Consider the following 12866-nt stretch of genomic DNA (forward strand, 5'->3'; position numbering starts at 1 on the left):
GAATAGCGGTCGGAGCGTCCCGGCGCCGTCATTGGGGGCGCTCACGGACCATGAGGGCGGCGCGTTTGTCGGGAAGGTCGAGTTGTCCATTCATCTGAAATCCCGCGCGCTCGAATGCGCGGACCGATCGGGTATTGCGGATGTCCGGCTCCGCGACGACCCGTCCGACGTAGGGATCGATCCGCAGCTGCCAGTCGGACACGGCGCGCAGCAGTGCCGCGCCGAGCCCGCGGCCACGGTATTCGGAGGGACCGAGGAGCAGATGGACACCGGCGTCGCGCGGTTCGGCCGGGTAGTGGTCGGCGAGCGGATCGAGGTCGGCGCGGTAGAGCTCCCAGTAGCTCATGGGGATGCCGTCGAGGTGTCCGAGGTAGGGGGTGGAGCGGATGCTCGCGATCTGTCCGCGCAGGTAGGAGGCGATGTGTTCGACGGGCCGGGCCATTTCCCAGTAGCGGGCGACGGCGGGGTCGTTCATCCAGGCGTGGACGAGTCCCGCGTCGGTGGCGGGTTCGACGGGGCACAGGGTGAAGGTGCCTGCGGGCAGCTGGGCCTCGGCGACGGCGGTGTGCTGGCGGATCAAGGGGTCGCCTCCGCGATCGGATTGGGGATGTCGACGTAGACGGACTGGGTCTCGAGCGGGCCGGTGAGTTCGTCCATTCCGCGGACGCGGGTGAGCAGGTTGGCCTTGCAGCGGAGGGTGGGGGCGTGGCGCAGGGTGGTGGCGAGGCGCAGCCGTGCGCCGTGGGTGTCGGCGAGGGCGGCCAGGGCGGCGTCGGCGCGGTGGAGCAGGTCGTGCTCGTCGGCGAGGCCCTGGGAGCCGATGGCTCCGATGAGGCCGAGGAGGTTGTTGATGCCGAGGTAGTAGGCGAGGCGTTCGTCGATGACGGCGTCGTCGACGTAGGTGCCGAGGTCGCGGCCGATGCCGGGGGCCCACTGGTGGAGGGCCGGGGTGCGGGCCGGGGAGAAGTAGTAGCCCTGGTTGTCGCGGTAGCGGCCACCGGTGGGCCAGCCGTGTTCGTCGAGGGTGACGAGGGTGTTCTGCTGGTGGGCTTCGAGTCCGAGGCCGTAGGTCGCGTACAGCCACAGGACGGGGGTGATGACGGTGCGGAGGTAGCGGTCGAACCACTCCTGGGCGACGTCGGGTACGGAGCGGCCGGTGCGTCCGGCGAGCCGGTGGACGATGGCGGCCAGCTGGGAGCGGTGGTCGGGCCGGTCGGGGCGTTCGGCGAGGAGTCCGGCGACGCATACGGCGTGGTGGGTGTCCGGGCGGTCGGGGAAGGGGTTGTCGCGGATGACGACGTCGAGACCGGTGGGGCCGTCGGGGGCGTCGACGGCGATCCAGGCGGGGTCGCGGACGATGTCGAAGCCGGGGTGTGCGGTGCGCAGTGCGGCGCCGAGCCCTGCGTCGAGGAGCCGGTGGACGGCGAGTCCGCGGTGGAGTTCGGTCCGGGTGTTCTCGCGGCGGGAGTTGGTGATGCGCAGCCCGAGGGAGAACTTCAGCATGACGGGCGCGTCGGCCCGGTAGAGGGTGCGTACGGAGGAGGTGGGTGACCAGGCGGGGCCCGCGGGTCCGAGGTCGTGCAGCAGTCCGGCGTCGAGGAGGGCGCGTACGGCGGGGCGGTGGACGATGTCCTGGGCTTGCCAGGGGTGGGCGGGGACGAGGGTGGTGCCGGGGGGTGGTGCGAGTGTGTCGCCCGCGAGTTCGCCGAGGAGTTGCTGTGCGGTGCGGTCGAGGGCGGAGTCGCCTCGTACGACGCTGGGGTCGGCGGCGAACCAGTGCAGGGGGAAGGCGCCGCGGAGTTCGGGCGAGTAGCGGGCGGCCTCGGCGTCGGTGAGGCCGTGGCGGCTCTTGGGTGTGGGGTGCAGGGGGTGGCCGGTGAGGAGGGCTTGCTCGGCGGCGAGGAAGTCGGTGGTGCCGGCCGGGTCCCGGGGTTCCTGGGCGCGGGCCCGGATGAATTCCTCGACGCGCTGTACGGAGTCGGTGACGCGGCCGGTGAGGTCGGCGACGGCGGTGGGGTCGCCCGCGGCGGCCTCGGTGGCGAGGAGCGCGGCGACGAGCGTGGCGGGTGCGGGGGTGCCGGTGGGCAGCACGGTGGGGCCGAAGCGGTGCCAGCCCGCGGCGGACCAGTGCAGGACGGCTGTGTGGAGGGCGGTGCCCGCGGCGGGCAGGGGGAGGCGCAGGACCCCGTCGGTGGGGCGGGCGACGCCGGTCTCGCGTATCCAGCAGCGCAGGAGGTTCTGGGTCGCGGCGGTGTCGGCCGCTTCCGCGGGGGTCCGGTGCCGGGGCCTGCCGGACGCGGGACGGTCCTGCGGTGTCGGGGTCATGGGTTCTCTTTCTCTGCGCCGGCCCGGGAGGTGGCCGGCAGGGGGGTGGTCCCGTCCAGGCCGAAGGTGGTGAAGGCGGTGCGCGGGGGCAGCGGGTGGATGTCGCGGCCGGCGATCGCGTTGAGGATGACGGCGGAGCGCCAGGCGGCCAGGCCGAGGTCGGGGGTGCCCACGCCGTGGGTGTGGCGTTCGGCGTTCTGGACGAAGACGGAGCCGCCGAGGGTGCCGTCGTGGACGAGGCGCTGTTCGCGGTCCACCTGGGGGCGGCCGGCGTCGTCCCGTACGAGGTGGTCGTTGAGTTTGGCGAGGAGGCCGTCGAGGGGCCGTTCGCGGTAGCCGGTGGCGAGGACGACGGCGTCGGTGGTGAGACGGCCCGTGGTCTCCTGCTGGGCGTGTTCGAGACCGAGTTCGATACGGCCGCGGGTGGTTTCTGCGGTGCGGACCTCGACGCCCGGGGTGAGGGCGACATCGGGCCAGCCGCCGTGGAGGGTGCGCCGGTAGAGCTCGTCGTGGATGGCGGCGAGGGTGTCGTGGTCGACGCCCTTGTAGAGCTGCCACTGGTGGGGCAGCAGCCGGTCCCGGGTGGCTTCGGGCAGGCCGTGGAAGTAGCGGGTGTAGTCGGGGGTGAACTGCTCCAGGCCGAGCTTGCTGTACTCCATGGGCGCGAAGGCGGGCGTCCGGGCCAGCCAGGTGAGTCCTTCCCGGCCGGCGGGGCGGGCCCGCAGCAGGTCGAGCAGGACTTCGGCGCCGGACTGGCCCGAGCCGACGACGGTCACATGGCGGGCGGCGAGCAGCCGGTCGCGGTGGGGGAGGTAGTCGGCGGAGTGCAGGACGGGGGCCCGGGGGTCGTCGGCGAGGGGGCGGAGCGGGGTGGGGATGTACGGCGCGGTGCCGATGCCCAGCGCGAGGTTGCGGGCGAAGAGCCGGCCGGTCCCCTCCGTGTCGCCGTTCTCGGCGAGGCGGGTGAAGGCGACCTCGAAGGCCTGGCGTCGCGGGTGCCAGCTGACGACGTCGGCGCGGTGGCCGAAGCGGACGGTGGGCAGTGCGGCGCTGGCCCAGCGGAGGTAGGCGTCGTATTCGGTGCGGGGGATGTGGAAGCGCTCGGCGACGTAGAAGGGGAAGAGGCGGCCGCGGCTCTTGAGGTAGCTGAGAAAGGACCAGGGGCTGCTGGGCTCGACGAGGCTCACGAGGTCGGCCAGGAAAGGGACTTGGAGGGTGGCGCCGTCGATCAGCAGGCCGGGGTGCCAGTGGAAGCCGGTGCGCTGTTCGAGGAAGGCGGTGGTCAGTCCTGGTGTGCCGTCGGCCAGGGCGGCGAGCGAGAGGTTGAAGGGGCCGGCGCCGATCCCGAGCAGGTCCAGGGGCGGCTCGTCGGGGGTGGACGGGTGTCCGGGCGACGTCATTCGGGTCCTCCCGTGCGTGGGCTGCTCAGTCCTGCTGACGGAGTGCGTCATGAGCGGGGCTGCCTGAAAGGGCGGGTCTGTGAGGCGTTCCACAGCCGTCACCGCCAGTAAGGGTAGCCTCGCCTTTCTTTACATAGCACCTCACACCATCCAATACGCACAGCGGCCCGGCACTACTCAACTGGCTGGCGGAGCAGCAGGCTTGACGGCGGGTCGACTACGCCCCCGGCGTGGCCGCCGGGGGTACGCCGGACGTGGCCCGTACCCTGCCAGGACGCGGCGCCGCCCGGCACAGCGGCCCCGATGAGCAGGCAACTGCCCTGTCAGATGGGCGCGGTGGGTGTCGGATCGGCGGTCCGGCCGTGTTCAGAGCTGCGGGGGTGACATGGTGAAGCGGGCATTGACGTGGGCGTATACCGTCTGGCGCTGCGGTTCGAGGTCCAGAGGCGGGGCCTCGGCGGCTTCCATCGCGCCTCCGTGGCCTCGTGACCGCATCGAGCCCAGCCCCGGCGGCGCCGGCCGCGCGAGGTTCTCCGCCCCCTCATCGGCGAGTTCGAGCAGGGCCACCAGCCGGGCGCCCAGCGCGGCGGCGTACTCCCGGGCGCGCTGCACCGCTTCCCGTACGGCCTGCTGCCGGGCGTCCCGGTGGGCGGGCGAGTCCGGGCGCAGGGCCCACCAGGGGCCCTGGACGGTGGTGAGTTCGAGGTCCGCGAGACGGGTGGCGAGTTCGCCGAGCGCCGTGAAGTCGGTGAGGGTGGCGGTCACATGGACCCGTCCGTGGTAGGCCCGGATCCGTTCTCCACGGCCCTTGTGGGTCAGCTGGGGCGTGATGACAAAGGCCCCGGTCTCCAGCTTCTCCACCGCTTCGCCGTAGGACTTGACGAGGTCGAGGACCGCGGCGTTGCGCCGGGTGAGGTCCTGGAGCGCCGCCTTCCGGTCCGTGCCGCGGGCGTTGACCGTGATGCCGATCCTGGCGATCTCGGGGTCGACTTCGAGCCGGGCCTCGCCGCGGACCGCGACGCGCGGGCTGTCGGGGGTGCCGTACGGGGTGGGCGTGGGTGTTGTCATACCGCCCACTGTGGCAGGGCGGCCGGACACACATCCGTCACCGAAGGGAAACGGGTTGAAGGTTCCGGGTGCCGATACGGAGGGCACGGGTGCGTGGCGGTCCGGGCACGTGCCCGGATCCGCGCACCGGCGTCCGTCCCCGCCGTGCACCACGGCCCCGGCGGGAGGTCCGCCGTGCACCACGGCCCCGGCGGGAGGTTCAGACCCGGGTACGGACGTGGCGGTCCCGCTGGCCGGGGATCTCCCTGCTCCCCCGTCCCGGTTCGAGACCGAAGGTCGTGAACGCGGTCCGCGACGGGAGCGCGTACACCGTTCTCTCCGTCAGCGAGTTGAGGATGACGGCGCTGCGCCAGGCCATCAGCCCCAGGTCGGGCGCTCCGACGCCATGGGTGTGCCGCTCGGCGTTCTGGACGTACACCGAGCCCTTGACGGTACGGTCCAGCACGAGCCGGTAGTGCTCGTCGATCTGCGGCCGCTCGGCCCCGTCCCGGCTCAGATACCCCTCCAGGGGGCCGAGGACGGTGTCGAGGCGGCTCTCGCGGTAGCCGGTCGCGAGGACGACGCCGTCCGTGGTGAGCCGGCTGCGGGTGCCCTGCTGGCCATGTTCCAGGTGGAGTTCGACCTTGGTGGTCGCGACGCGTCCGGCGGTGCGCACGGTGACACCCGGGGTGAGGACGGTGTCCGGCCAGCCTCCGTGGAGGGTACGCCGGTAGAGCTCGTCGTGGATGGCGGCGAGGGTGTCGTGGTCGACGCCCTTGTAGAGCTGCCACTGCTGCGGCAGGAGCTGGTCGCGCACCGGCTGGGCGAGGCCGTGGAAGAACCGGGTGTAGTCGGGGGTGAACTGCTCCAGGCCGAGCTTGCTGTACTCCATGGGCGCGAAGGCGGGCGTCCGGGCCAGCCAGGTCAGCCGCTCACGGCCGGCGGGCCGGGCCCGCAGCAGGTCGAGGAAGACCTCGGCTCCTGACTGGCCGGAGCCGATCACGGTGAGATGGTCTCCGCCGAGCAGCCGGTCCCGGTGGGCGAGGTAGTCGGAGGAGTGGATGACGGGGACGGCGGGGGCGTCGGCGAGCGGGCGCAGCGGCTCGGGGACATAGGGCTCCGTGCCCACGCCCAGGACGAGGTTGCGGGCGTATCTGCGGCCGAGGGCCTCGGCCTCGCCGTCCGGGCCGAGCTGGGTGAAGTCGACTTCGAAGAGGGCGCGTTCGGGGTCCCACCGGACGGCGTCGACCTGGTGCCCGAAGTACAGTCCGGGCAGCTCCTCGCTGACCCAGCGGCAGTAGGCGTCGTACTCGGCGCGCTGGATGTGGAAGCGCTCGGCGACGTAGAAGGGGAAGAGCCGGTCGCGGGTCCGCAGGTAGTTGAGGAAGGACCAGGGGTTGGCGGGGTCGGCGATGGTGACCAGGTCGGCGAGGAAGGGGACTTGCACGGTGGCGCCCTCGACGAGGAGGCCGGGGTGCCACTGGAAGGCGGGGCGCTGGTCGTAGAAGGCGGCCGTCACGCCGGGGACGCCGTCGGCGAGAGCGGCGAGGGAGAGGTTGCACGGGCCGATGCCGATGCCCACGAGGTCCAGTGGCTGATCGCTATCGGTGGTCATCGCGCGGTACTTCCTTCCACGATCTTGAGCAGCGCTTCCAGGTCCGGCGGCCGGGTGTGCGGATTGAGGACGGTCGCCTTGAACCAGAGCCGTTGGGTGCCGTCGCGGTGGTCCGTGGCGCGGGCGCGGCCGAGGACGGCGCGTCCTTCGGTGAGGAGGTCACGGCGGATGGCGGCCACGCGGTCGTCGTCGGCGCCTTCGGGCCGGAACAGGACGGTGCTGAGCGTCGGCCGCTCGTACAGCACGAACTCGGGGTGGGCCTCGACGAGGTCGGCGAGCCGCTGGGCGGCGGCGCAGGAGTGCTCGACGAGTTCGGCCAGTCCGGTGCGGCCGAGGGCGCGCAGGGTGACCGCGATCTTGAGGACGTCGGGGCGGCGGGTCGTACGGAGGGAGCGGCCGAGGAGGTCGGGGATGCCTGCTTCGGTGTCGTCGTCGGGGTTGAGGTGGTCGGCGCGGTGCTCGAGGGGGGCCAGAACCGCGCTGTCGGGGACCGTGAGGAGGCCCGCGGCGACGGGCTGCCAGCCCAGCTTGTGCAGATCGAGGGTGACGGAGTCGGCGCGCGGCAGGCCGTCGAGGCGGTTGTGGAGGGTGGTGCTGAAGAGGAGCGGACCGCCGTAGGCGGCGTCGACATGGAGGCGGGTGGCGTGGGCGGCGCAGACGTCGGCGAGCTGCGGGAGGGGGTCGATCTCGCCGGTGTCGGTGGTGCCCGCGGTGGCGACGGCAAGGAGGGGGCCGCGCAGTTGGCCGAGGGCGGCGTCGAGGGCGGCGGGGCTGACGAGGCCCGCCGGGGTGGGGATGACGACGGGCCGGGGCAGGCCGAGGAGCCAGGCGGCGCGGTCGATGCTGTGGTGGGCGTTGGCGCCGCAGACGAGTTGCACGGGGCCCTGGTCCTTGCTCAGCTCTCGGGCGAGCAGTACGGCGAGCTGGTTGGCCTCGGTGCCGCCGGTGGTGACGAGCGCGTCGGGCGCGCTGCCGTGCGGGAAGACCTCGGTGGCCAGACCACGGCAGACGAGCCCTTCGAGGGTGGACGCGGCCGCGGCCTGGTCCCAGGAGTCCATGGAGGGGTTGAGGGCCGCGGCGGCGAGTTCGGCGGCCGTGGCGAGGGCGAGCGGCGGGCAGTGGAGATGGGCGGCGCAGTGCGGGTCGGCGGGGTCGGGGGCGCCTTCCGCCACCGCGTGGACGATCGCGCGGAGGGCGGGATGGGCCCCGATGCCGGTCTCGGGGATGAGGGGCTCGGCCGCAGTCTTCATCCGGTGGGCGACGGCCTCGGGGCCGCCGGCGGGGAACGGTCCGCCGCGGGCGGCGGTGCCCGTGGAGAGGGCTTCGAGGACGGTGTCGAGGAGCGGACGCAACTGCCGCGGCCCGTCCGCGCCTCCGGCGAGCGGCGTGGTGGGGGTGCCGTCGGGTGGCATGGGCATGGTCAGTCCTTAGGGAGGTGCGTCGGCCGTCGGCCGCACTACAGTCTGGGCGGGGATGCCCGGTGACACCCGGTCGGCGCCGTGATCGGACCCGAAAGGGGTACAGCGGAGCCGGGCGTGGGCGCCGTACCCCCATGGACTGATAATGGACGACCGGGTGCCTCAGGGCGTCAACACCGTAACTCGCAGGGGCGCGCCACCGAAGGGAAGCCGGGCCATGAGGGCACGGCCCCGGAAGCCTCGGGGGACGGCTGGACCGGGGGTACGGACCGGCTGCGGGCCATGGGCGGGTCGGGCCAGGGGTACGGACCGCGCCGCGGGCCATGGGCGATCCGCTGCGGGGGTACGGACTCGCCGGGGATACGGGCCCCACGGCCCCGACGGACTCGCCCCGGGATACCGGCGACGACCCCCACGGGACGGGCCTCGCCCCGGGATACGGCCAACGGCCCCCGCGGGCACGACACGCCCCGGGTACCGGCGACGGGTACGGGCGGCCCCGCCCGGGGTGCTGGTGGGCTCGCCGGGAGAGCGCGGCCTCCGTGGAGGCGGCTTGCCCGTACTCCGCCGCGCGGGGCCGGTGAGGTCAGTGACCGCCGGCGGTCTCGCGGATCCGTACGGCCCGCCGGAGGTCGTCGAGCTGGTCGACGAGTTTGCGGCGCAGCGCCGGGAGCGGTTCGCCGCTCCGCAGGCACTCCTCCCCCAGGCGCAGGGTCCGTGCGTCCGCCCGGTCCGCGGGAAAGCCGTAGCGCCCGATCACCTCGGCGATGGCGGGGCCGCGGCGTGCTGAGACGGCGACGGCGTCCGGGAAGTAGCGGGGCACGTAATCCGCTACGAGATCGTGCTGTTCGGGGTGCCAGAAGCCCTCGGCGGTGGCGATGACGAGGTAGGTGGAGAGCTCGTCGCCCGCGAACATCGACTTCCAGGCGGCCTCCTTGGCCTCCGGGTCGGGGAGGGCGGCCCGGGAGCGGGCGGCGCCCACCTGCCCGGTGGCGCTGGGGTCCCGGTCCAGTTCGGCCTCGATGTCGGCGGGCGTCGCCCCGCCGAGGACGGCCAGCCTGCCGAGGGCCCGCCAGCGCAGCTCGGGGTCGAGTTCCGGCCCGCCCGGCACCGCGCCGGCCGCCAGCCAGTCGCGGAGCCTGTGGGAGTCGACGGAGCTGTCGATGAAGGTCCGTACGGCGGTGAGCCGCAGGCCGGGCGCCGATCCGTCCTCGGTGAGCCGGAGCAGGTCGCGGCAGATCGCGGTGAGGGTGGAGAGGGCGACCGGCCGTGCGTCGAGCGGCAGGAAGCGGTCGGCGACATGGGTGCGCGCGAAGGCGAGCACGCCGTGGACGATCGCGGTCTCCGTCTCCTGCGGGAGGTGGGCGCGGGCGGTGTCGAGGTAGGCGGCGGGCGGGAGTTCGCCGTCGCGGACCATGTCGCGGGCGGCGTTCCAGAGGACGGCGCGGCTGAGCGGGTCGGGCAGTCCGGACAGGGAGCGGACAACGGTGTCCCACGAGCCGGGATCGAGGCGGACCTTGCTGTATCCGAGGTCGCCGTCGTTGAGGAGGAGCAGGTCGGGGCGGGGCCCGGTGAAGGTGAGGGGGCCGGGGTCGCCGTCCCCGGGGATGTCGAGGTCGAAGCGCTCGCGGAGGGCGAGCTTTCCGGGCTCGGCCGGAGCGTGGACGTACGCGCCCGCGGCGATACGGTGCGGCCGGCCGCCGCTGTGACGTATGGCGAGCCGCCATGCGTCCCCGTCCGTCCCGACCTCGGCGGTGAGGGTGTCGACGCCGGTGGTGCGGAGCCATCGTTCGGCCCATCCGTGGACGTCACGGCCGGAGGCGCGCGCGAGGGAGTCGATGAAGTCGGCGAGCGTCGCGTTGCCGAAGCGGTGCCGGGCGATGTGGTCGTTGATGCCGCCGAGGAAGTCCTTCTCGCCGAGCCAGGCGACCAGTTGGCGCAGGGCGGAGGCCCCCTTGGCGTAGGAGATGCCGTCGAAGTTGAGCAGGGCGGAGGCGGTGTCGGGCACGGCCTCGGGGGCGGGGGCGACCGGGTGGGTCGAGGGGCGCTGGTCGGCGTCGTAGCCCCAGCTCTTGCGCGCGACGCCGAACTCCGTCCAGGTGGTGGTACGGCACCACCGGGGCGCGGTGTGTCCGCCGTTCTCCGCGAGAGCGACCTCGTCGAGCGTCCGGTAGCCCATGTACTCGGCGAAGGACTCGTTCAGCCAGATGTCGTCCCACCAGCGGAGAGTGACCAGGTCGCCGAACCACATATGGGCCATCTCGTGGGCGATGACCATGGCGCGGGTCTGCCGCTCGGTGTCGGTGACGGCGGAGCGGTGGATGAACTCGTCGCGGAAGGTGACGAGTCCGGGGTTCTCCATGGCTCCGGAGTTGAACTCGGGGACGAACGCCTGGTCGTAGGAGTCGAAGGGGTAGGGCTCCGCGAACTTCTCGTGGTAGCGGTCGAAGCAGCGGCGGGTGATGTCGAGGATCTCGTCGGCGTCGGCGTCCATATGGGGACCGAGGGAGCGGCGGGTGTGCAGGCCGAAGGGCAGACCGGCGTGCTCGGTCCGTACGGAGTGCCAGGGGCCGGCGGCGACGGCGACGAGGTAGGTGCTGATGTGCGGGGTGGCGGCGATGTGCCAGCGGCCGTCCTGCCCTTCGGCCCGCTCGGCGATGCCGTTGCCCAGGACGGTCCAGCCGGGGGGCGCGGTGACGGCGAGTTCGAAGACGGCCTTGAGGTCGGGCTGGTCGAAGGCGGCGAAGACCCGTTGGACGTCGTCCAGGAAGCACTGTGTGTAGACGTAGGTCTCGCCGTCGGCGGGGTCGGTGAAGCGGTGCATCCCCTCGCCGGTGCGGGAGTAGCGCATGTCCGCCTCGATACGCAGCTCGTGCTCGCCGGCGGTCAGTGCCGTGAGCGGCAGCCGGTTGCCGTCGAGCGCGGCGGGGTCGAGGTCCTGTCCGTCGAGCACGACCCGGTGCACGGCGGCGGGTTTGATGTCGACGAAGGTGTCTCCGGGTGCGGAGGCGGTGAAGCGGATGACGGCTGTCGAGCCGAACAGTTCGTCGCCGCGCGTCAGGTCGAGGTCGACGGTGTAGCGGTGGACGTCGAGAAGACGAGCTCGGGTCTGCGCCTCGTCGCGTGTCAGTACGGACATGGCTGCCATGCTGCCGTATGCCCTGCCGGCGGCGCAGGGGCCGTGGGGGAGCCGAACACAACGGGTGCGAGGCGCCTTCGGGACCCACGCCGGGTAATCGGCGCCGGGTGTCCGGGACCGGGCTCTCGACACCGCGCCGGGCGAGTGCCGCATCACCTCCGTCGGGCGCGCCGCCGACGTGTTCGAGGCCTCGGACGACAAGGTCCGCCCTTCGAGACGGAGAGGGCGCGCCGCGTCGCCCGCGGGCCCGGACGGTGCGAGTCTCCTGGATCAGTCGCGAGGGGGTCAGTCGCGATCGGAGAGTTGCCCGCCCTTGCCGCTCGCGGCGCCGTTGGCGATCGTCTCGTGGTGGCGGATGACCTCGGCGATGATGAAGTTCAGCAGCTTCTCCGCGAACGCCGGGTCGAGCTTCGCGCTCTCGGCGAGCTCCCGCAGCCGGGCGATCTGGCGGGCCTCCCGGGCCGGGTCGGCCGGCGGGAGCTGGTGGGTGGCCTTGAGGTGGCCGACCTGCTGGGTGCATTTGAAGCGCTCGGCCAGCATATGGACGACCGCCGCGTCGATGTTGTCGATGCTGTTGCGCAGCCGCTCGAGCTCGGCCCGGACGGCCTCGTCGTCGACGGCGGGGGTGGTGACGGACTGATCGGTCATCGAGCGGGTCTCCCGTTACGCATCACTGCGGAGGCACATTGCGTCACGGTAACAGGAGCGCCGCCGGTCAGGGGCACGGACCGGCCACCCGTACGGCACACCCCGGCCACCCGTACGGTACGCATCCCCGCGGACACCGCGGCCCGGCAGCGCCTGGCGCGGGGAGCGGGGCGACGGGGTGCACGACCGGGCGTTCCCGCCCGCCCGCACCCTCGCGCGGGCGGGCGGGAACGCCGGATCACTGCCCGTGCGGCCGCAACGGGGCGGCCGGGCCGGTCGCCGCGGTCAGCCGCCGAGCTGGCCCGCGCCGGCCCTGATGTCGGACGTGAAGCGGCTCACCTGGGTGTAGACGCCGGGCTTGCCCGGACGGGCGCAGCCGTCGCCCCAGCTCACTATGCCGACCTGGATCCAGCCGCCGGTGTCGTCCTTGCGGAACATGGGACCGCCGGAGTCGCCCTGGCAGGTGTCGACCCCGCCCTCCTCCATGAATCCGGCGCAGATCTCCTCGCCCGCCACCAGGTCCGGGTACGCGCTCTTGCAGGTGGCGTCGTCGACGAAGGGCACGGTGGCCTTGAGGAGATACCGTTGCTGGCCGCCGCCTTCGCCGGCCGCACCCCAGCCCGCGACCGTGAAGTCGCCCTTGTCGTACGCGGTGGTCTGCGCAATCGGCAGGGTCGGCAGGTCGATGGGCTGGGCGAGCTTGATCAGCGCCCAGTCCTTGCCCGTGCCGTTGTAGCCGGGCGCCTGGAGGACCCGGGTGGACTTGACCTTGACGGCGCCGGAGTCGCGGAGGTCGACGACGCCCGCGGTGGCGGTGATGCTGGTGTCGGCCCCGGAGCCGTCCACACAGTGGGCCGCTGTGAGGACGATCGTCCGCGTGTAGAGGGCGCCGCCGCAGCCCATGGAGAGGCGCACCATCCAGGGGAACTCGCCCTTGGCTGCGGGCTTGCCGCCGACGACCGGAGGTGCGGCGCCCGGCCCGGGGGCCGGCTGGGCCTGCGCGCTGCCGGGCTGGAGGCTGAGGGCGGCCAGCACGACGGCGCCGGCCGCGGCGGATCTCTTGAGGGTCTTGACGAGGGTCTTCAACGGAAGTCCTTTCGTGGGGGGTTCCTGCACGCTTGGCAGGCCCATGCCAAACCAGAATCCGGAGAAGACCGCCGAAAGAGTTCCGTTGAGCGACGGCAGCGCACCGCAGGGGGTCCGGACCCCAGGGGGTGAGTCCGCAAAAGCGCCTTTGGATTATGTGGAGCGAGTGACATAGGTGACAAGGGTCA

The 12866-nt window shown here is 72.9% G+C and carries 9 protein-coding genes; all 9 read right to left on the bottom strand.

Annotated features, from left to right (window positions below; translation table 11 throughout):
- Positions 1 to 28: 28 nt before the first annotated feature.
- The 9 genes from ACTWQE_RS10910 to ACTWQE_RS10950 all read right to left on the bottom strand — a co-directional run bounded on the left by ACTWQE_RS10910 (position 29) and on the right by ACTWQE_RS10950 (position 12678).
- A complete protein-coding gene (locus ACTWQE_RS10910; RefSeq protein ID WP_443328666.1) occupies positions 29 to 580 on the bottom strand; it encodes a GNAT family N-acetyltransferase in 552 nt (183 codons plus the stop codon).
- Entirely contained in the window at positions 577 to 2325 is a 1749-nt protein-coding gene (locus tag ACTWQE_RS10915; RefSeq protein ID WP_443328667.1) for an IucA/IucC family protein, read from the bottom strand. Before ACTWQE_RS10915 ends, ACTWQE_RS10910 begins: the two co-directional genes overlap by 4 nt.
- A complete protein-coding gene (locus ACTWQE_RS10920) occupies positions 2322 to 3725 on the bottom strand; it encodes a lysine N(6)-hydroxylase/L-ornithine N(5)-oxygenase family protein (RefSeq protein ID WP_443328668.1) in 1404 nt (467 codons plus the stop codon). The genes ACTWQE_RS10915 and ACTWQE_RS10920 overlap by 4 nt, the downstream gene beginning before the upstream one ends.
- A 366-nt stretch (positions 3726 to 4091) precedes the next feature.
- A complete protein-coding gene (locus ACTWQE_RS10925; protein WP_443328669.1) occupies positions 4092 to 4793 on the bottom strand; it encodes an SIMPL domain-containing protein in 702 nt (233 codons plus the stop codon).
- A 199-nt stretch (positions 4794 to 4992) separates the two neighbouring features.
- Positions 4993 to 6387, bottom strand: coding sequence for a lysine N(6)-hydroxylase/L-ornithine N(5)-oxygenase family protein (locus ACTWQE_RS10930; protein WP_443328670.1), 1395 nt, complete (start codon positions 6385 to 6387; stop codon positions 4993 to 4995).
- Complete coding sequence (locus ACTWQE_RS10935) at positions 6384 to 7805, bottom strand: pyridoxal phosphate-dependent decarboxylase family protein (RefSeq protein ID WP_443328671.1); 1422 nt, start codon at positions 7803 to 7805, stop codon at positions 6384 to 6386. Before ACTWQE_RS10935 ends, ACTWQE_RS10930 begins: the two co-directional genes overlap by 4 nt.
- Before the next feature lie 586 nt (positions 7806 to 8391).
- Positions 8392 to 10944, bottom strand: coding sequence for an aminopeptidase N (pepN, locus tag ACTWQE_RS10940; RefSeq protein WP_443328672.1), 2553 nt, complete (start codon positions 10942 to 10944; stop codon positions 8392 to 8394).
- Between the two features lie 285 nt (positions 10945 to 11229).
- Positions 11230 to 11592 (bottom strand): chorismate mutase, encoded by a 363-nt coding sequence (locus tag ACTWQE_RS10945; protein WP_443328673.1) that lies wholly within the window; start codon positions 11590 to 11592, stop codon positions 11230 to 11232.
- Between the two features lie 285 nt (positions 11593 to 11877).
- Entirely contained in the window at positions 11878 to 12678 is an 801-nt protein-coding gene (locus ACTWQE_RS10950) for a S1 family peptidase (protein ID WP_443328674.1), read from the bottom strand.
- Positions 12679 to 12866: the final 188 nt, after the last annotated feature.

This window comes from Streptomyces sp. 8N706 (assembly GCF_052245415.1).
GTDB lineage: Bacteria > Actinomycetota > Actinomycetes > Streptomycetales > Streptomycetaceae > Streptomyces.